Origin of the sequence: Saccharothrix luteola, assembly GCF_020859565.1 — a bacterium.
In the GTDB taxonomy this organism is placed as follows: Bacteria; Actinomycetota; Actinomycetes; order Mycobacteriales; family Pseudonocardiaceae; genus Actinosynnema; species Actinosynnema luteola.
Window position 1 is genome coordinate 120,813 of the sequence record NZ_JAJHUO010000004.1, and the last position, 19,071, is coordinate 139,883.

Genomic DNA, 19,071 nt, shown 5'->3' on the forward strand with positions numbered 1-19,071 from the left:
CTCTCAGTCCCGTGTGAGCTTGCGGTAGGTGACGCGGTGCGGCCTGGCCGCCTCCGCGCCGAGGCGCTCGACCTTGTTCTTCTCGTAGCCCTCGAAGTTGCCCTCGAACCAGTACCACTTGGACGGGTTCTCGGCCGTGCCCTCCCACGCCAGGATGTGCGTGGCGACGCGGTCCAGGAACCACCGGTCGTGCGAGATGACCACGGCGCAGCCGGGGAACTGCTCCAGGGCGTTCTCCAGCGAGCCCAGTGTCTCGACGTCCAGGTCGTTCGTCGGCTCGTCCAGCAGGATCAGGTTGCCGCCCTCCTTGAGGGTCAGCGCCAGGTTGAGCCGGTTGCGCTCGCCGCCGGAGAGCACGCCCGCCGGCTTCTGCTGGTCCGGACCCTTGAAGCCGAACGCGCTGACGTACGCCCGCGACGGCATCTCGACGTTGCCGACGTGGATGTAGTCCAGGCCGTCGGAGACGACCTCCCACACGTTCTTCTTCGGGTCGATGCCGCCGCGGTTCTGGTCGACGTAGGACAGCTTGACCGTCTCGCCGATCCGGACGTCGCCCGAGTCGGGCTCCTCCAGCCCCACGATGGTCTTGAACAACGTCGTCTTGCCGACGCCGTTCGGACCGATGACGCCGACGATGCCGTTGCGCGGCAGGCTGAACGACAGGCCGTCGATCAGCACCCGGTCGCCGAAGCCCTTCTTCAGCTTGTCCACCTCGACCACGACGTTGCCCAGACGCGGGCCCGGCGGGATCTGGATCTCCTCGAAGTCGAGCTTGCGGGTCTTCTCCGCCTCCGCGGCCATCTCCTCGTAGCGGCCGAGGCGGGCCTTGGACTTGGCCTGCCGGGCCTTGGCGCCCGACCGGACCCACTCCAGCTCGTCCTTCAGCCGCTTCTGCAGCTTCTGGTCCTTCTTGCCGGTGACCGCCAGCCGCTCGGCCTTCTTCTCCAGGTAGGTGGAGTAGTTGCCCTCGTACGGGTGGGCCCGGCCGCGGTCGAGCTCCAGGATCCACTCGGCGAGGTTGTCGAGGAAGTACCGGTCGTGGGTGACGGCCAGGACCGCGCCCGCGTACTGCGCCAGGTGCTGCTCCAGCCACAGCACGCTCTCCGCGTCCAGGTGGTTGGTGGGCTCGTCGAGCAGCAGCAGGTCCGGCTTGCTCAGCAGCAGCTTGCACAGGGCGACCCGGCGGCGCTCGCCACCGGAGAGGGTCTTGACGTCGGCGTCGGGCGGCGGGCACCGGAGGGCGTCCATCGCCTGCTCCAGCTGGGAGTCGAGGTCCCACGCGTTCGCGTGGTCCAGGTCTTCCTGGAGTTGACCCATCTCCTCCATCAGCTCGTCGGAGTAGTCGACGGCCATCTTCTCGGCGATCTCGTTGTAGCGGTCGAGCTTCACCTTGATCTCGCCGAGGCCCTCCTGGACGTTGCCCAGGACGGTCTTCTCCTCGTTGAGAGGCGGCTCCTGCTGGAGGATGCCGACCGTGTAGCCCGGCGCGAGGAAGGCCTCGCCGTTGCCCGGTGTGTCCAGGCCGGCCATGATCTTCAGCACGCTCGACTTACCGGCGCCGTTGGGACCGACAACGCCGATCTTCGCACCGGGGAGGAACATGATGGTGACGTCATCCAGGATGACTTTGTCCCCGTGCGCCTTGCGCACCTTCTTCATGGTGTAGACGTACTCGGCCATGCCCGCGATCGTAGAGCGGTGCCGATCGGGCCCGAACCTCGGACGCCGGCAACGGACGTGGGCACAACGCAGAGTTAACGCGAACGTGGGTCACCCACAGTCGTTACACGACCGCCGGGCCCGGCCGGTGCGACCCTGCGACCAGCGACTCCGACCTGATGCGCGAACTCGGTGCGCTGTCAACCCCCGGTGCCTGCGTGCGGATCCGGCCCTGGCGCCGGCCCGACGACCTCCCTCCTCCACGCTCGCAACGGCGACGACTGCCCGCGCATTCTCCGCCCCGATCGGCCCGACGGAAGCCCTTGTAGCTCGTTTGGCTCAGAACGGCACTTCGGCCACCTCCTTCGGGCGCTCCGCCTCGCCCGTGAGGACCAGCGGCAACTCCGCCGGTTTGCGGGGCGCGGCGATCTCGGGCGCCGCGCGGGCCTCCACGGCGTCCGCCGCGAGCCGGGTGCGCGTCGGCGTGGCCGTGCACATCGCCAGGTTGGGCCCGATCGCGGTGGCCTCGATCTCCACCAGCGGCCTGGCCTTGCCCTCGAACTCCACCTCCCTGATCGTCAACCGGCCGGTGACCACCACCGGGTCGCCCTTGTTCAACGACGCCTGCGCGTTGTCGGCGAGCATCCGCAAGCACGACACCGTCAGGAACATCCGCGCGCCGTCCTCCCAGGCGCGTTGTTCCTGGTCCCAGACGCGCTCCGCGGTGAACAGCCGGAACTTCGCGCGGCTGAAGCCGGTGCCGACCTTGGTGTGGCTGATCGGGCTGGCGACGTTGCCGCAGATGGTGACCCGGGTCTCGTTGTAAGCCATGGCGCGCTCCTCCTGGTTGATCGCCTGGGACCAGGTTGCCGGTGGTCGGGACGGGTGGCGAGCGGCGGTTTCGGAACTGTGGACAACTGACTGGAGCATGCATAACTGAAATGAGTGAGCACTCACTCGTTGACATGAGTGAGGACTCACTCATAAGCTGGCCACATGCCCGAGGAGACCACCCAACGCCGTCGGCGCGCGCCCGCGATGAGCACCGAGGACCGTCGAGAGGCGATCGTCGCCGCCACCGTCCCGCTGCTGTTCGCGCACGGCGCCAACGTCACGACCAGCCAGGTCGCCAAGGCCGCCGGCATCGCGGAGGGCACCGTCTTCCGGGCGTTCAAGGACAAGCAGGAGCTCATCCGCACGTGCGTGCAGAGCGTGCTGGCGGCCGACTCCGAGCTGGAGCTGATCGAGCAGGCGAGGCAGGCGAACACCCTCGCCGAACGCCTCTCCTGGGCCATCAGCGCGGTCTCCGGCTACCTGGACCGGATGTGGAAGCTGATGAGCGTGCTGCGCGACTCGGGCTACGACCCGCACGACGGGCACGACAAGCAGCGCGAGCACAAGGGCCCACCGGTCGAGATGCAGCGCATCACCGAGCACGTCGCATCGCTGTTCGACCCGGACGACGACCTGCGCGTCGACCCGTCCCTGGCCGCACGGCTGCTGCTCGGGCTCGTGTTCACCAACCGCATGCACGGCGAGGGCTTCGGCGACTCCACCGCCGACGCCGACCAGCTCGTGGAGCTGTTCCTGCACGGCGTACTGAGGGGGAAGCAGTGACGGACCTGATGATCGAGGCGGTCGACGTCGGCAAGGCGTTCGGCGCGCAGAAGGCCCTGGACGGGGTGAGCGTCGCCGTGCCCAAGGGCACCGTGCTCGGACTGCTCGGCCACAACGGCGCCGGCAAGACGACGCTGGTCAACGTGCTCACCACGATGCTGCCGCCGGACTCCGGACACGCCACCGTTGCCGGGTTCGACGTGGTCGCGCAAGCCCACCACGTGCGCAGCCGGATCGGGCTCACCGGCCAGTTCGCCGCCGTGGACGAGCAGCTCTCCGGCCTGGACAACCTGGTCCTGATCGCCCGCCTGCTCGGCGCGACCACGCGTGAGGCCAGGGCCAGGGGCAACGAGCTGCTGGAGCTGTTCGGGCTGGCCGACGCGGCGAGGCGGCCGTCCCGCACCTACTCGGGCGGCATGCGGCGGCGCCTCGACCTGGCCGCGAGCCTCGTCGGCCACCCCGAAGTGATCTTCCTCGACGAGCCGACCACCGGTCTGGACCCGGCCAGCAGGCTCGGCCTGTGGGAGATCGTGGAGGGCCTGGTCACCGACGGCACCACGGTCCTGCTCACCACCCAGTACCTGGACGAGGCCGACCGCCTGGCCGACTCGATCACGGTGCTCTCGAAGGGCAAGGTCGTCGCCGCGGGCACCAGCGCCGAGCTGAAGGCCCAAGTCGGCCAGCGCACGGTCACCGTGACCCTGGCGGACGCCTCGGACGTCCCCAAGGCCACCGGAGCCCTGGAACGGGCCGGCATGCAGCCCGTGGCGGCGGGGAACACGCTGACCGCGCCCGTCACGTCGTCCCGCGAGATCGCCAAGGTGGTCCGCGCGCTGGACGAGGTCGGCCTGGAGGCCGCCGAACTGGCCCTCGGCGAGCCGACCCTCGACGACGTCTACCTCACCCTCGCGCAGCACGCGGCCTGAACAGGAGCCACCGGATGACCACCCTCACCGCCGCGCCGCGTTGGCGTGGCACGGACTTCGGCACCCAAGTGCTGGTGCTGACCCAGCGGTCCCTGCGCACGCTCGTCAGCGACCCGCGCATGATCGTGTTCAGCGTCCTCCAGCCGCTGATCATGCTCACGTTGTTCAGCCAGATCTTCGCGAGCATCGCGAACACACCGGGCTTCCCCCGGGGCGTGGCCTACATCGACTTCCTGATGCCCGCGATCCTGGTCAACACCGCCATGCAGTCCGCGTTGCAGGCGGGCGTGGGCCTGGTCACGGACATGAAGAACGGCGTCCTGGCCCGGTTCCGCTCGCTGCCCATCCGGTCGGGTTCGGTGCTCGTCGCACGCAGCCTGTCCGACCTCGTCCGCACGGCCGCGCAGCTACTGTTGATGCTGGTGTTCGCGGTTGCCGTGTTCGGCTACTCCCCCGCGGGCGGTGTGGCCGGCACCGCCGCGGCGCTCGCGTTGGCCCTCGCGGTCGGGTGGGGTCTGGGCTGGATCTTCCTGGCCATCGCGGCGTGGCTGCGCAACGCCGAGCTGATGCAGACCGTCGGCTTCCTGGCGATGTTCCCGCTGATGTTCGCCTCCAGCGCCTACGTGCCGATCAGCGGCCTGCCTGGCTGGCTCCAGGCGGTCGCCAACGTCAACCCGCTGACGTTCGCGGTGGACGCGGCGCGGTCGCTGGCGCTGGCCCAGCCCGTGACCGGGGTGGTCGGGGCGCTGGTGACGAGTGCCGTGCTCGCCGCGGCGGGTTGGGGCGCGGCGGTCAAGGGCTTCGAGCGCCCGCTCTAATCCTTGCCCGACATCTTGCGCAGCATCGCGTTGTACGCGGCCAGGTCCGCGTCACCGTCCGCGTCCGCCCGCCGGTCCGCCCGGCGGGCGTCGCGGCTGTCCGACCTGGCCCACTGCACCAGCAACGCCACCATCACCACGATCAGCGGCAGCTCGCCCGCCGCCCACGCGATGCCGCCGCCGAGCCGCTGGTCCTCCAGCTGCGACGTCACCCAGGGCAGGCCCAACGAGCGGTAGAAGTTGTCGCCGATCACGGTCTGCGAGCTCATCAGCACGATGCCGAAGAACGCGTGGAACGGGATCGAGGCGAACAGCAGGCCCAGCCGCCCCAGCGGGGGCAGCCGGTTCGGCGCCGGGTCGATGCCGATCACCGGCCAGTAGAAGACGTAGCCGACCAGGATGAAGTGGGCGTTCATCGCCAGGTGCGCCCAGTGGTAGTCCAGCGCGGCGTCGAACAGCCCGGAGAAGTACAGGCCGTAGAACGAGCCGACGAACAGCGCCAACGCGACGAACGGGTTGGTCAGCACCTTCGCCACCGGCGAGTGCACGAACGCCAGCAGCCACTCCCGCGGCCCCGGCGGGTTGCCCTTGCCCGCGGTCGGCAGCGCACGCATCGCCAACGTCACCGGACCGCCGAGCACCAGCAGGATCGGCGCCAGCATGGACAGCAGCATGTGCGCTTCCATGTGGATGCTGAACATCGCGGGCGCGTACCGGCCCACGCCGGACGACGTGGCGAACACCACGGTCAGGCAGCCCGCGACCCACGCGATCGTGCGGCCGACGGGCCACGCGTCACCGCGCTTGCGCAGCCGCCGCACGCCCAGCAGGTAGAGCACGCCGAGGGCGATGAAGATCGCGCCGAAGACCAGGTCGAACCGCCAGTCGAACAGCAGCCGCGACCACGTCGGCGCGCCGGCCAGGTCGTAGCCGATGCGCAGCTCCACCGTGCTGGGCAGCGCGCGGCCCTCCATCGGTGGAGGCGTCCGGCTCAACGCCGCGGCCAGGCCGAGCGTGAGGAACATCAAGAGCACTTCGATGCCCGCCAGCTTCACCAGCGAACGCCCGGAGCCCGTGGCCACGACTTCCTTCACGCTCTTCTCGCGCTGGAAGTACCCCACGACACCGAGGACGACCAGCGCGAGCGTCTTGCCGAGCACCAGCAGGCCGTACTCACTGCCGAACAGCTGGCTCAACGGGAGCCGCACCCACGCGTTGACCACGCCGGACACCGCCATCACGAGCCAGCAGACCAGCGCCAGCCTGGAGAACCGCGCCGTCGCCAGGCCCAGGTGGTCACCGCCCCGTCGACCGTGGGCCAGCAGCGCGATCAGGCCGCCGACCCACAACGCCGCCCCGATCAGGTGGTACAGCAGGCTGTTCGTGGCCACGTCGTGCGAACCGCCGCCGGACGAGTGCCCCGTCACGGCCACCGGGATCAGGGCGAACACCGACAGGAAGAACAGCGGCACGGTCCAGCCCCACGACAGCACCAGCCGGCAGCCCAACGCCAGCAGCGCCACGATCACCGCCGTGATCATCCAGGCCTTGGACTGCTCCACGAGCCCGGCCACCTGGAACAGCACCGACGGCTCCAGCAGCGCCGTCACCGGCTGCCCCAGCGCGTCGGCCACCGTGAACGGCACCGACAGCACCGCGCCCAACGTCCACACCAACGCCGCCCAGCCCGCCGTGCGCACGGCCGCGTAACCGTCCGCGGCCAGCGTGCCGCTCCCCTGCGGCGGCACCAGGAACGCCGCCAACAGCAGCGACCCGACGGTCACCACCGCCGCCGACTCGGTCAGCACGCGCACCACGATCAGCCCGGACGCGTCACCCCCGGTGAGGACGAGCAGTGCCGCCGCGACCACCGCGGCTATCGTCGTGCCGACGATCAACAACGGGATGAGACCGGTCCGCCGGGTGCGGGAGGGCGCGTCAGTGGGCACGTGACGAGCGTAGGCGGCACGACCGCACCACCACCAACCGCCGGACGTGCGCAGATCACACCCACTACCGTTGCCGGACGTGACCAGTTCTCGCACGGCGCTCGTGACGGCCCTCGCGTTGCTCCTGTCGGCGGGGTGCAGCTACTCCATCAACGGGGACGCGCTGCCCCAGGCCGGGGTCACGCCCACGACGTCGGCCGAGCCCTCGGACGGCCCCAAGATCGCCAAGCCGCGCACGGTCGTCGGCGTCGAGCCGTGCTCCCTGCTCACCGCGGCCGACCTCAAGGCCATCGGGCCGTACAAGAAGGAGCCCGCGCGCAAGGACGACGTGATCCAGGAGTCGTGCCAGTACGTGCTGGACGACGGCTCGCAGGCCGGTCGGACCGTGGTCGCCGCGCTCTACCAGAAGTACGAGCAGGTGCGGACGCGGCAGTCCAAGGGCCGTGAGGTGGTCGTGGAGGGGCACTCCACGTGGACGCTGTGCGAGCTGAGCGGCGGCGAGATGGCGTGCACCGCGACCCTGGCGGTGAACGCCAACCGCAGCGTCCTGGTGGCGATGGCCCAGGCGGGCGGCGAGCCCGAGCAGATGCTGGCCGGGATGCAGCCGCTGCTCAAGGCCGCGTTGAACCGGCTCCCGATCGCGTGAGCTCACGGGCGCGCGACCGGCGTGCCAGTGCGACGGCGGGCACCATCAGCGCGATCACGAACGCCACGAAACCCAGCGAGATCGACAGGTTGCTCGCGTGCGCGATACCGCCCACAACGGGCGGTCCGAGCAGGAAACCGGTGTAGGCGACCGTCGTGACCAGGCCGATCTCGCGCTCACCGCCCGTGCCGTCGGCGCGCTTGCCCGCGTCACCGGCCAGGTCCATGATCACCGGGAACGCGAACGCGAGGCCCAGTCCCACGAGGGCGAACCCGACGTAACCGACCGCGGGCGACACCACCAGCACGGCCAGCGCCAACCCCGCCGCGGCCACCACCGCGCCCGCCGCGAGCAGCCGGTACGGGCCGACCCGGCGTTGCGCGGGCTCGCCGAACAGGCGGGCGGTGGCCATCGCGATGGAGAACCCCGCGTACGCGGCAGCGGCGGCGGCCTCGCTCACACCCCGTTCGTTGACGAAGAACAGCGCCGACCAGTCCGACGCGGCGCCCTCGGCGATGGCGGAGAACAGCGTGATCGTCGCGAGCAACCACAGCAACGGCCGCTTGAGGACCGGGCGATCGCCCTCGGCCGCCCCGGCGGTCTCGCCGGAGGGGTCCGCGGTCGTGTCCGGCACTGACCTGATCACCCACGCCATCGCGACCGCGCCGATCACCGCCACGACGATCAGGTGACGGGTCAGGCCCCAACCGACGGCCGCCGCGGCTGCCGCGCCCAGCGAGCCCACCAGGCCGCCGACGCTGAAGCCGGCGTGGAACTGCGGCATCAGCGGCCGGTCCAGGCTCCGGGTGACGGCCACGGCGGCGACGTTCATGCCGACGTCCAGCGACGCGCCGCAGGAGCCGAGCACGAACAGGACCAGGCCCAACTGGAAGGGCGTCTCGGCGAGCGTGAGGGCGGGCACGCCCACGACGGTGACCGCTGCGCCGGCGAGGATCAGCTTCCGCGCGCCCACCCGTGCGCAGATCCTGGCCGCGAACGGCGCCGTCGTCGCCAGGCCGACGCTCGCGCCGAACAGGGCGAGGCCGAGCGTGGCCTCGGTCGCGCCCACCTGCGCCGCCAACGCGGGCATGCGCGCCGCCCAGGACAGGAACAGCGCCCCGTTGAACAGGAACACCGCGAAGACGGCGAGGCGTGGTGTGGGCATGCGTTCGAGTGTGAACTAGAGCGCTTCAGAACGTCCAACCGATTACCTGGTTACGCTCATCACGTGGACCGCCCTCGGAAGCCGACGCTCGACACGGTGGCCGGCGTGGTCGGCGTGTCGCGCGCCACGGTGTCGAACGCCTACAACCGGCCGGACCAGCTGTCCGCCGCGTTGCGCGAGCGGATCCTGGAGACGGCCGCCTCCATCGGGTACGCGGGGCCCGACCCGGTGGCGCGCAGCCTCGCGACCCGGCACAGCGCGGCCGTCGGGTTCATGCTGGGGCAGGGACTGTCGGCGTCGTTCGCCGACGCGGCGCTGTCGATCGTGCTGGACGGACTGGCTTCGACCGTGGACGGACACGACCACTGCCTGGTGTTGATGCCCGGCCGGGACAAGGGCGGGCCGCGACCGGAGACCGTGACGCGGGCTCAGGCGGACGTCGTGGTGGCTTATTCGCTGCCCGATGACGCTCCCGCGTTGGCGGCGGTGCGCGCGCGCGGGCTACCGCTCGTGGTGATCGACCAGCCCGTGCTGCCGGACACCGCGCGGGTCGAGGTGGACGACTTCGGCGGGGCGCGGCTGGCGGCGTCGTCGCTGTGGGGCGCGGGGCACCGGCGGTTCGGCGTGGTGACGTTCGCGCTGCACCCGGACGGGCACAGCGGCCCGGTGACGCCCGCGCGGCTGGCTTCGACGTCGTTCCGGGTGACGCGGGACCGGTTGCACGGGTACCTCGACGTGACGGGTGCGGACACCCCGGTGTGGGAGTGCACCCGGAGCAACCGCGAACTGGGCCGTGCGGGGGCCCGCGCCCTGCTCTCGGCCTCACCGCGGCCGACGGCGCTGCTGTGCGCGTCGGACGAACTGGCGTTCGGCGCGCTCCAGGCGGTGCGCGACCTGGGCCTGCGCGTGCCGGCCGACGTGTCGGTCGTGGGCTTCGACGACGTGCCCGCCGCCGAACACGCAGACCCACCGTTGACTACGGTGCGTCAGCCCCTCGCCGATAAGGGTAGGCACGCGGGTGAACTGGCCCTGCGACTGCTCGACGGCGGCAGACCAGGCGAGCCGACAAGACTGCCGGTTTCCCTCGTCGCGCGCGACTCGACGGCCCCGCCAAAGTGATCCACATCACTTTTTGGCCATCTTAACCACCTTCCCACGCCTGGAAGGAAACGCGACGAGTCTTCCGGACGATGTGTCCGGTGGGGCGGCTACGCTGCTACAGCGCGTGGTCAACAGCCCCTCCAGCCTCCGTAGCTCAGTGGAGAGAGCGAGGGACTTCTAATCCCGAGGTCGCAGGTTCGAATCCTGCCGGGGGCGCTGGATATACAAGCCCCTGACCTGCATGGACAGGTCAGGGGTCACAGGATGTGACGATCGTTCACCCGCCCGTGGAGCCACATGTGGAGCCCAGACGGTCCTAGACTGGCTCTATGAGCCCTCGGAAGACCCCGACGAAGGCCGCCCAGCGGGGCGAGATCCTGACCCTGCCCAGCGGCTCGCTCAAGGTCCGTGTCTACGCGGGCAAGGACCCGCTGACGGGCAAGAAGCACTTCTTGACGGAGACGATCTCCCACAAGGTCCCCGACCACCACAAGGTCGCAGAGCGGACACGCACGAAGCTGCTCAACCAGGTGGACGAGCGCCGGGCCCCACGCACGACCGCCACCGTCAACATGTTGATGGACAGGTACGAGGAGCACCTGAACGTCGACCGCAGCACCGAGATCGGCTACCGCCGCAACATCCGGTTGCACATCCGGCCACTCCTCGGTGAACGGCAACTCGGCAAGGACCTGCACGGTGAGACGTGGGACTCCTTCAACGCCACCCTCAAGCAGTGTTCGCAGCACTGCGGAGGCAAAGGGAAGTTCATCGAGCACCGCAAGGCCGGCGAGCACGAGTGCACCGACAAGTGCAAGGTGCACACCTGCAAAGGACTGTCCGACTCCACGATCCGCAAGATTTACTCGTGCTTGAGCGGTGCTATGAAACTGGCGCTCCGGTGGGGTTGGATCACGGTCAACCCGCTCGATGTGGCGACGCAGCCCAAAGCGCCGAAGTCGAAGCCCCATCCTCCGTCAGCCGACGAGGCAGCGCTCATCGTCAACGAAGCGTTCCGGGACTTCGATTGGGGCATGCTCGTCTGGTTGACGATGGTGACGGGGTTCCGCCGTGGCGAGCTGTGCGGAGTCCGGATTGCCGATGTCGATTTCGCCCAGCGCGTTCTGACGGTCGAAGTCGCCGTAGGGCAGGAGGGCGGCCAGACTTGGGAGACCGACCCGAAGGATCACCAAAAGCGGCGGATTGCGCTGGACGAAGCGACTTGGAACCTGCTCCTGGTCTACTTCGAGCAGATCAAGAGCGCCGCTGCTGAAGCCGGTATAGCGCTCGCGCCAAAGGGCAAGTTGTTCTCGCGGTCTATCGACCACAGCACACCGCTCAAGCCGGACACCGTCTCCCAGCGTTACTCGCGGATGTGCCAGCGCCTCGGAGTCAAGACGAACCTCCACGCGCTGCGCCATTACAGCGCGACCGAGCTGATCGCGGCAGGCGTAGACCCCCGGACCGTCGCAGGCCGTCTGGGGCACGGTGGAGGCGGCTCAACGACCCTCAAGGTGTACTCGGCGTGGCGCTCGGAAGCCGACCAGCGCGCGGCGTCCACCCTCACCGGTCGTATGCCAGCGCCTCCGATCGCGTTGGATCAAACCGGCAAGGTCGTCTCGACGCTCGAACCGAAGGTCACCGGGCCGTACCGGAAGATCGCTGCCGACCTTCGGGGCGCTATTGCATGTGGAGCGCTGCGGCCAGGTGACGCACTTCCTACAGTGCAGGAGTTGACTACCCGATACGGCGTGTCAGCGGGTACCGCGAATCGAGCAGTCGCTGAACTCAAGGCAGCCGGTTTGGTGCAGGCAAGTCGCGGCAAGCGAGCGATTGTTCTCGATCCTTCGGACGCCAGCACGCAATCGGCCGAAGTTGTCGAACTGCGGCCAAAGCACACTGTCCAGTAGCGGTCAACCGGTTAGGGCTTCCAACCGCTGCCGCTGGCGGACCGAACCGACTTGCGCGGCGAGAAGACGTGCTCGCTCGGCATGCGCGGAAGCCGCGCGCCTTTCGCCATGAACTGACAGCACCTGCACGAGGTCGACCCGCAGAGCCGATTCCGCTCGTGCGAAATCCGGGCTCATCCGGTCGAGAACACCAGACAGCACGTCAATGGCTTCAGGGTCGCCGAGTCGTGCCAGTGCACTCCCCCGCCACCGGGCGAGGTGCGTTCGGTCGAAAACAAGATAGGTCGCGTCGGAGTCACGAGAATGGGTCGGCATAGTCCATTCAGCGTGGTCGAAAGCGCGAAGGCTGCCGCCACGGTCGCCGTTAGCCGCCAACGCCTCGCCATGGCCGGCCAGCAGCCACGAGGTGAGCAGTCCCGGTGCGCGTTGTTCCGCAACACCGCACGCGTACCGCGTCAGCTCGACCGCTGTCTCGTGCTCCCCGATGTCGAGCAGCACGACCGCTTGGCCGGCGCACGCGTATGCCTCCAGTGCACTCGACTCAGCGACACAGGCCGCGCTTCGGGCTTTGTCGTAGTGCTCCCAGGATTCGCGGAGCAAGCCTTGGTCGAGCGCCTGCCATCCGGCGAGGGTCGACGCGTCCACCAGCACCCGCGCGAGCGCCACCCTCGAACGGTGGTCGAGGACGTCACCCAGAAGGCTCCACATCTGCCCGATTTGAGCCCGCAGCTCCCCAAGCAAAGCCGACGCGCCCAGCCGTCGATCGATCACGCGGGTCAGGTCGAGCTTCTGCTGGAACAGGGCGATGGTCTGCTGATCGACCGCCCGACCGGACGTGATCCGAGCCCTAAGCTCCAACGCCTCGCTTGACCACGTCTGCGCTTCGGATGGTGTGCGCGTTGTCGGCTTCAACAGCCGATCGATCGGCACCCCGAGCATTTCCTCAAGCAGTCGCTTGGTCCCTGCCCTCACCGGTCCCAGCGGTCGGCCGTCGGTGCGTCGGCCCGTGGCTAGGCGGTGGACGTGGCGGGCGCTAAGCGTCGCGTCGATGCCGTGTTCGTACGCGAACAGGTTGGCCTGTTCGCTGAACTGCTCGGGCGTCAGCCCGCGCTCGTATAGCAGCTCGCTCAACAGCGTGCCCCGGTGCCCTGACTCCATCGGATGATCTCCATGCCACCAATGTCAGCGCTGACGACTATACGACCCCATAGGTCAACGTAGGTCACTGGCAGGTTATTTACCTTCACTGGCCGTCTGGAGAAGCTGAAGTCAGCGAATCGTCCAAGGTGGTGATGATCGTGATGTGGAGTGAGCTAGCGAGCGATCTCGGCGGGATCGTGCTGTTCCTGGTGTGGCTCGTGATCCCTCTGCTCTACCTCGTCACCATCGGTCGGCGGTACGTCCGGCAATGCCAGGAGAGCGCTCAAGCGGCGGTGTGGGCGCGCGACGAGGTGCGCCAGATCCGCGAGGAGGAGAGGGAAGGTGGCCATGAGCCTGACGCTGGTGGATGACGAGAACGGCAAGGAGGCCGTCTCGCTGTTCGATGATCCGGAGATCGTCTCCGGGGTGCAGGAGCTGGTGGACGATCAGGCCCCGCGCGTGTTCGCGGTGGTGCAGGAGACGTTCGGGCCTCCGGAGGACTTGCAGATCGTGGCGTGGGGGATGACCACCAAGACGGGGGTGGAGGTGATCAGCGTGCATGGCGGGACGCGCATGGGTCTCCAGTCTGCGGAGAGCGCGCTGATGTTCTACCGGTCCGGTGGTCGTGCGATTCCCCGGATCTTCTGGGTCGGGGGCAAGGGTGGGGAGTAACGGGCTGGAGACCGCGCTGGAGTGCGTCGAGCGTGGGTGGCCGGTGGTTCCGGGTGCGTTGTGGGTCGGTGATACCTATGTCGATCCGGTGACGGACTCCGAGTGTGACGCGCTGGCGCTGTCGTCTTCGGCCATGGCGACACTGGACCCTGACGAGGTTCGGCGGTTGTGGCCGGTGACGGTCGGCAACGTCACGCGGTCGACGTTGGCCGTTCTCGGGACGCTGATGACTGCGGTGGTCGTCGAGCCTGAACAGGCGCGGCGGGTGGTCGAGTCGGAGGTGTTCCGCGCGTCGCCAACCCCGGTGGTCCTGCTTCCGGTTCCGACGCTCGGCTTGATGATCGAGTCCGCTGTGTTCGTGGTGTCCTCGGCGGACGGGTTGGACGAGAAGCTGGTCTTCCCTCCGGGCGGGGTGCTCCCGCTGCCGCCGGCCGTGGTCGAGGGTGAGTCGACGCGGTGGCTCGTGCCGCTTACCGACTGCGAGGGGCTGATGACCGGGCCCGTGTTGGCTCGCCTGTTGACGCTGGAGACCTCCAACCGTCGTTGACCGCGCCCTGACGGTTGGGCATGGGGTGTCGGACGCCTCCCCCGACACCCCTGGGACGGGACGGGCGGGGGGGGGCCCCACCCCGGGGGGGGCCCCCCCCCCCCGGGGGCCCGGGGGGGGGGGGGGGGCCGCCCCCCCCCCCCCCCCCCCCCCCGGGCCGGGGACGGCCGTGTGCGCACCATCCTCGGATGGGCCGCACACGGCCGTTTCGCGCGTGTGGGACGGGTTGCCCGTCACCCGTCCCACACGTCACACGAGCACGTTTTCGCTCTTCAGAGCCCCTCTGGAACGTGCCCCGGCGGGTGTGACGGGATGGCCGGCTTGGGACGGGTTGTGGGACGGGTCAGTCGTCATCCTCGACCACCTCGGCATCCACGATGGCACCTTCTCGAAGGGCGGTCAGGGCCGCGCGGATGTCCGCGACGGGGTAGCCGCGCACCTGTCGCACGCCGTCGTCGGTGGTGATCCGGTCACGGGTCGGTCGGCAACCGAACTCGGCCATCTGCCGACCGAACGCCGTGGGCTCGACGTCGAGAGCCTCCACGAGTTCCGCCGTGGGAACGAAGTCGCGACCGCCCGGCTGGAGGTCGTCTCCGAGGTAGTCCGCGACGGACGCCAGAGGCTCCGGCACCTCGGACGGTTCAGTGCGTTCGGCCGCCGTCCCGACTGCCTTCGCCACGGCGGCGTGGTCGAGCATCGGCCGGTTGTCCTGTCCGGCCGCGTGGCCGCTCAACGTGCCCTCCGCCTCCCGGAGCGCGCGTCCTCGGGCGCAGATGGTTCGCCAGTCTTCGTTGGGCATGTAGTAGGTGCGGACCGTGGTGGCGAGTACGTCGGCTCCTGCGGCGGTCTCTCCGTCCGGTCGGAGGATGCCGACGCCCTTATGCGTGGCCAGTAGTCGACTGCTGTCGTAGCCGCGTGTGTTCATTTGCTCGCCCAACACGATGTTGCTGTCACGCCAGTCCATGACCCGCAGCGCGAACCGCGACCCGAGGACGGCACGCAGGTTGCTCGGGATGGTCTTGCTGTCGGGCCGTTGAGTGGCCAGCACGAGCACGATCCCCGCCGCCGGTCCCTTGCGCGCGAGCCACGTCAGCAGCTCGCCGACGTACTCGCCTGCGGTCAGCTTCTTCTCCTGCACCTCCAACGGCGTCCGATCCTCCAACGGGATCTGCACTTCGTCGATGAAGATCGCGGTCACCGGCATCCCGAGGCTCGGGTCACGGGACATGGCAGGGGTGATCTTCGATTCCGGGCACACCTCGTCGTCGAGCTCCTGCATCCTGCGGTAGCGGCCCTGAACCTCGGCGACGAGTTCCACGAGCCAGTCCACGAGCGCCAGGACGTGCGCCGGCTCGTCGCCGGCCATGAACCGGTGCGCGACCTGTGCCGCCGCGTACCAGTCCTTCCCGGCTTTGAAGTCCGCCACGTAGAGCCGTGTGTGCGGGTCCAGGATCAAGCCCGCGGCTGCCAACCGTGCCGCGAAAGTCTTGCCCTGCCTAGGAATCGCACCCACGAGCAACGACGTCCACACCAACGGCAAGTCCACCCGTCGCTGCCGCGCGTCACGGCCGAACGGCACCGGCCGCCACGCATCCCACTGCTCCACGTTGAGCAACGGCGTCCGCAGTGGAGGAGATCCGTACGGGTCCTCATCGGCCACCCACAGCGCAACCCTGCCCGCGTGACCGCCGTTGCCTCGTACGCGCTCCACGATGAGCTGTACCTCGTCCACCGCGAGTGCCGACGCCAGCGCCTCCCGGTTCTTGACAACGTCGGCCGCCTTGCGCGTCGCGGGTAGGTCGACCGTGACCGCCCACCCGTCACCCTGCCGCGTGGCGCGCTCAACCAGCCGCAGGCTCTCGTCCTTGCCGATGAGCTTCGCGTCGCGGAACGCGTCGACGAGTACCTGAGGGTCCATCGTCCACGTCAGCGTGCGTGGTCCGGCCAGCACCGGTTTGCGGCCCGGTGAGCCTTCCTTGCGGCGACCGAGCACCGCCAGCGCGACCGCGACCACCCCGACGCCGGTCCACAGCACCCGGTGCCCGTAGACGAGATCGAGCACCGCGACCGCCACACCGGTGGCCCCGAGGGTGGCGCCGGTGACCTTCCACCGGAACAACGCCAAGGCCCGGATGTCGGTGAACTTGTCCGCCAACTTGTCCGACTGCTCCGCAGCGGCCCGGTAGTCGGCTACCCGGACCCACGACCGCCACCACCGCAGTGCGACCACCAGCCCGCGTACCACCGCAGCGACGATCCGGAACGGCGACCGCAGCACCGCCACCACGAGATCCTTGACGGCCTGCACCACGAGCCGACGTGACTTCAGGACGGCTGGCACGTGCGGTGAACGCTGCCACCACTCCGCCGCCCGCTGCGCCCACGGCTTCCCGGTCGGTCGATCGTTCACGAACTCGCCCTCAAGAACAGCGCTCACGACCTCCCGACCGTTCATGACCCGCTCCCGCCCACTTCACGGGCGAGCACGGCAGCGAGTCGTGAGGACAGCCCACGCGAGCACCCGGTGACCTCACGCACCCATGCCGGCGTCACTGTGGTCTCTGGTGTCCACGCTGCCCGTGCTGTCGACAGGTAGTCACCGAACGACGTCCGACCGCCCGCACGCCTGCTTCTGGTGCTCGTGCGCGGCCGAGGTTCATGAACGCTCGCCGGCGCGCGCTGGTCAGCCTCGGTGAACGCTGCCGACACCGCTTCGGTCAGCTTGTCCCGTAGGTCGGTGACCGCCTCCGCCGCGACGAACACCACCAGCGGCGGGACCGAGTGCAGCACGATCCCCGACAACGAACCGGCCGCGTAGGACGCCCACGTGTTCATGACGTAGGTGGCAGCGAGCGTGAACCACTTCGCCCGCCGCACCCACGGCCCCGTGCGCACGCGGTACCGCGCGGTCACCTGCTCCGCCCGCAGGATCGCCAACAGCACGAGCGACACCGTGGGATCGAGCAGCCACGCGGCCAACCACGGCAGCGACCACACCGCCGCGTCACCGGCCGCGAAGTGCTGGACGTTGGTCATGGTGAACCCGAGACCGAGCACGATCCCGGCCCAGCACAACCGGTCGACCTGCGCCCGCACCCGCTCGACCCGCAACGCGACCACATCCGGCCGCGCCTGGTGCGCCCGCAGCTCCGCCGCTTCGGCAGCCTCCCTGGCGAGCTTTGCCGCCGTGTTCTCGTCCGGCGCGGCGGGTGGCCGCCCGAAGGCGACCACCCTTCCCACACCCTTCGGTGTGCTCACCGTCGATCACTCCTACGACGCGGCCCATCCACCGCAGTCACCGTCAGTGCCCTGGTGAGCGTGTACGCCGAAAACAGCGCCGGCAGACCGAGCACCACCCACAGCAACGTGGAGTCCTGTCCGTGCGTGATCACCAACCACTGCACACCCACGATGACGCCGGCCGTCACGAGCACCCGACCCGTAAGCGACAGCAACCGGGCACCGGCCCGTGCAGTGTCGGCCGCAGCCTTCGCCTTGCGCGAGCCGGCCCGCCACACCATCACCAGCGCCAGCAGCACACCGACACCGGCGAGCACCTGCGTAACCGTCAGGTTGATCGTCATGACGACGGCCCACCCAACCGGCCACGCCGCGCCAGCCACACCGGATATAGGGCACGCCGCTCCTCCTCGGACAGGCCACCCCACACACCAACCGTGTCGGCACCGGCCGTACGCAACTCCAACTCCAAGCACGCACGCCGCACCGGGCACTCAGCGCACAACCGGGCCGCAAGCTCGCGGTCGCGCAGCTCCTCCCCTTCCCACTCGGGCAACTCGTCGGTCGGCACCAGCCACAGGCACCGCCCGTCCAACGTGACGATCTCCCACAACACCTCGTCCGGCACCGCCGCGAACCGGTCGAGATCCGCCGCGATCACCTCGAAGTACTCCTCCGGGTTCACCACGAGGCACCCCCGGTCAGCCGAGCAGCCTCACGGGCCGTCCGGCGCTCAGCAGCCATGCCGACCACGTCGACTACGCCGCCGGAGTCCACAGCCCGCCGCGCCATCTCCTCGACCGCCCGCGCCGGCACCACGTACCGGGTGCGAACACGGATCGCGGGGAAGGCGTCTTCGCGGATCGCCCGGTACAACGTTGCCGGCGCGATGCGCATGATCCGCGCGGCCTCGCGCACTGTGTAGAAGGTGGGCGAGTCAGCGCCCTGGTCACCTGTCGTAGTCATTAGTCACGCCTCCGAAAGACTGATTTCACCGCTCGGAGCGCTGACATAAGCGTTGATTATCGATCAATCACCGCTGATCTCAGCCACAGCTCCGAAATCCGTCTGAACCGCGCGCTAACGTCGGCGCTGAGGGCGGAGCACGGAGGCGTACGTGAAAGAGGATTGGTCGGCAGTCGCGGAGGCAGTCAACGCCCGCGCGACCGAGCTGGCGTTGAAGCAGCGGGAACTTGCCGAGAAGTCGGGGGTCTCGCTCGCGATCGTTCGAGAGATCCAGCAAGGCCGAATCCAACGCCGACGCAACCCGCGCACCCTCGAAGCGCTGTCGATCGCGCTCGACTGGCACCCACAGCACCTGACAGCGGTTCTCAACGGCCAGAACCCACCGGAAGCAGACGCGACCGCGGCACCGGTCGACAACCCGGTGATCCCGCTGCTGAACACCATCATCCGCGAGATTCGCGGACTGCGCGCCCAACTCGGGACGCTCACCAACCGGCTTGACGACGAGTCGCGAAGAAAGGACTGATTCGCGGTAGTCGTTCGGCGGTTCCTGCGTCGCTGTCATGGCAACAGCAGACCGCCGAACAGGGGGTAGAGATAATTGTCAGCGGCTAACGCCCCACCTGTTAGGTGGAGTTAAATCCGCAGGTCACGGCCTCAGGGGACGGGGGAGAACGTGGCAGGACAGGGACGTGGTCACCCGCCGCTCACGCGG

Annotated in this window: 19 protein-coding genes, 1 tRNA gene and 1 pseudogene; 11 read left to right on the forward strand and 10 right to left on the reverse strand. The window is 69.1% G+C overall.

What is annotated here, in order from left to right; translation table 11 throughout:
• Positions 1-3: 3 nt before the first annotated feature.
• A complete protein-coding gene (gene ettA, locus LNK82_RS05995) occupies positions 4-1,680 on the reverse strand; it encodes an energy-dependent translational throttle protein EttA (protein WP_230565925.1) in 1,677 nt (558 codons plus the stop codon).
• Between the two features lie 318 nt (positions 1,681-1,998).
• Positions 1,999-2,490 carry a single-stranded DNA-binding protein gene (locus tag LNK82_RS06000; RefSeq protein ID WP_230565926.1) on the reverse strand — a complete coding sequence of 164 codons (492 nt, stop codon included), beginning with the start codon at positions 2,488-2,490 and terminating at the stop codon, positions 1,999-2,001.
• 165 nt (positions 2,491-2,655) lie between these two features.
• Between LNK82_RS06000 and LNK82_RS06005 the strand changes: the two genes are divergently transcribed.
• The 3 genes from LNK82_RS06005 to LNK82_RS06015 are packed head-to-tail and all read left to right on the forward strand — an operon-like array spanning position 2,656 to position 5,020.
• On the forward strand, positions 2,656-3,276 hold the full coding sequence (locus LNK82_RS06005) for a TetR/AcrR family transcriptional regulator (RefSeq protein ID WP_230565927.1): 621 nt from the start codon (positions 2,656-2,658) through the stop codon (positions 3,274-3,276).
• Positions 3,273-4,202, forward strand: coding sequence for an ATP-binding cassette domain-containing protein (locus tag LNK82_RS06010; protein WP_230565928.1), 930 nt, complete (start codon positions 3,273-3,275; stop codon positions 4,200-4,202). The genes LNK82_RS06005 and LNK82_RS06010 overlap by 4 nt, the downstream gene beginning before the upstream one ends.
• Positions 4,203-4,216: 14 nt before the next feature.
• Positions 4,217-5,020, forward strand: coding sequence for an ABC transporter permease (locus LNK82_RS06015; RefSeq protein WP_230565929.1), 804 nt, complete (start codon positions 4,217-4,219; stop codon positions 5,018-5,020).
• On the opposite strand, the gene LNK82_RS06020 is transcribed toward LNK82_RS06015, so the two are convergent.
• Positions 5,017-6,969, reverse strand: coding sequence for a bifunctional copper resistance protein CopD/cytochrome c oxidase assembly protein (locus LNK82_RS06020; protein WP_230565930.1), 1,953 nt, complete (start codon positions 6,967-6,969; stop codon positions 5,017-5,019). The two genes, LNK82_RS06015 and LNK82_RS06020, sit on opposite strands and share 4 nt — an antisense overlap.
• A gap of 79 nt (positions 6,970-7,048) precedes the next feature.
• Here LNK82_RS06020 and LNK82_RS06025 point away from each other — a divergent pair, with 79 nt between their 5' ends.
• A complete protein-coding gene (locus LNK82_RS06025; RefSeq protein WP_230565931.1) occupies positions 7,049-7,615 on the forward strand; it encodes a DUF3558 family protein in 567 nt (188 codons plus the stop codon).
• Between the two features lie 262 nt (positions 7,616-7,877).
• Here the strand turns inward: LNK82_RS06025 and LNK82_RS06030 are convergent.
• Positions 7,878-8,780 (reverse strand): annotated as a pseudogene (locus LNK82_RS06030) (MFS transporter); the annotation flags it as partial.
• A 63-nt stretch (positions 8,781-8,843) separates the two neighbouring features.
• Here LNK82_RS06030 and LNK82_RS06035 point away from each other — a divergent pair.
• The 3 genes from LNK82_RS06035 to LNK82_RS06045 all read left to right on the forward strand — a co-directional run bounded on the left by LNK82_RS06035 (position 8,844) and on the right by LNK82_RS06045 (position 11,791).
• Positions 8,844-9,899, forward strand: a complete 1,056-nt coding sequence (locus LNK82_RS06035) for a LacI family DNA-binding transcriptional regulator (protein ID WP_230565933.1) — start codon at positions 8,844-8,846, stop codon at positions 9,897-9,899.
• Positions 9,900-10,024: 125 nt separating this feature from the next.
• A tRNA-Arg gene (locus tag LNK82_RS06040) sits at positions 10,025-10,097 on the forward strand.
• A gap of 113 nt (positions 10,098-10,210) precedes the next feature.
• Positions 10,211-11,791, forward strand: coding sequence for a site-specific integrase (locus LNK82_RS06045; RefSeq protein ID WP_230565934.1), 1,581 nt, complete (start codon positions 10,211-10,213; stop codon positions 11,789-11,791).
• A gap of 3 nt (positions 11,792-11,794) precedes the next feature.
• Here the strand turns inward: LNK82_RS06045 and LNK82_RS06050 are convergent, their stop codons facing one another.
• Positions 11,795-12,949 (reverse strand): NsdA family TPR-like regulatory protein, encoded by a 1,155-nt coding sequence (locus LNK82_RS06050; protein WP_230565935.1) that lies wholly within the window; start codon positions 12,947-12,949, stop codon positions 11,795-11,797.
• Positions 12,950-13,083: 134 nt separating this feature from the next.
• Between LNK82_RS06050 and LNK82_RS06055 the strand changes: the two genes are divergently transcribed.
• Genes LNK82_RS06055 through LNK82_RS06065 form a run of 3 tightly spaced genes read left to right on the forward strand, consistent with a single transcriptional unit; the run spans position 13,084 to position 14,150 of the window.
• The gene (locus LNK82_RS06055) at positions 13,084-13,302 is read left to right on the forward strand and encodes a YccF domain-containing protein (RefSeq protein WP_230565936.1); all 219 of its coding nucleotides are present in this window, start codon (positions 13,084-13,086) and stop codon (positions 13,300-13,302) included.
• A complete protein-coding gene (locus LNK82_RS06060) occupies positions 13,280-13,603 on the forward strand; it encodes a hypothetical protein (RefSeq protein WP_230565937.1) in 324 nt (107 codons plus the stop codon). The genes LNK82_RS06055 and LNK82_RS06060 overlap by 23 nt, the downstream gene beginning before the upstream one ends.
• A 43-nt stretch (positions 13,604-13,646) precedes the next feature.
• Positions 13,647-14,150 carry a hypothetical protein gene (locus tag LNK82_RS06065; protein WP_230565938.1) on the forward strand — a complete coding sequence of 168 codons (504 nt, stop codon included), beginning with the start codon at positions 13,647-13,649 and terminating at the stop codon, positions 14,148-14,150.
• 343 nt (positions 14,151-14,493) lie between these two features.
• Here the strand turns inward: LNK82_RS06065 and LNK82_RS06070 are convergent, their stop codons facing one another.
• From LNK82_RS06070 to LNK82_RS06090, 5 genes are read right to left on the reverse strand one after another with little or no spacing between them, the layout of a single operon-like run.
• Positions 14,494-16,605, reverse strand: coding sequence for an FtsK/SpoIIIE domain-containing protein (locus LNK82_RS06070; RefSeq protein WP_230565939.1), 2,112 nt, complete (start codon positions 16,603-16,605; stop codon positions 14,494-14,496).
• A complete protein-coding gene (locus LNK82_RS06075) occupies positions 16,602-17,390 on the reverse strand; it encodes a hypothetical protein (protein WP_230566163.1) in 789 nt (262 codons plus the stop codon). Before LNK82_RS06075 ends, LNK82_RS06070 begins: the two co-directional genes overlap by 4 nt.
• Positions 17,391-17,404: 14 nt before the next feature.
• Complete coding sequence (locus LNK82_RS06080) at positions 17,405-17,734, reverse strand: hypothetical protein (RefSeq protein ID WP_230565940.1); 330 nt, start codon at positions 17,732-17,734, stop codon at positions 17,405-17,407.
• On the reverse strand, positions 17,731-18,075 hold the full coding sequence (locus LNK82_RS06085) for a WhiB family transcriptional regulator (RefSeq protein ID WP_308257168.1): 345 nt from the start codon (positions 18,073-18,075) through the stop codon (positions 17,731-17,733). Before LNK82_RS06085 ends, LNK82_RS06080 begins: the two co-directional genes overlap by 4 nt.
• Positions 18,072-18,356 carry a helix-turn-helix domain-containing protein gene (locus LNK82_RS06090; protein ID WP_230565942.1) on the reverse strand — a complete coding sequence of 95 codons (285 nt, stop codon included), beginning with the start codon at positions 18,354-18,356 and terminating at the stop codon, positions 18,072-18,074. Before LNK82_RS06090 ends, LNK82_RS06085 begins: the two co-directional genes overlap by 4 nt.
• A 151-nt stretch (positions 18,357-18,507) precedes the next feature.
• On the opposite strand from LNK82_RS06090, the gene LNK82_RS06095 reads away from it, so the two are divergent.
• Positions 18,508-18,882: a helix-turn-helix domain-containing protein gene (locus LNK82_RS06095; RefSeq protein ID WP_230565943.1), complete on the forward strand. Its 375-nt coding sequence runs from the start codon at positions 18,508-18,510 to the stop codon at positions 18,880-18,882.
• Positions 18,883-19,071 lie beyond the last annotated feature (189 nt).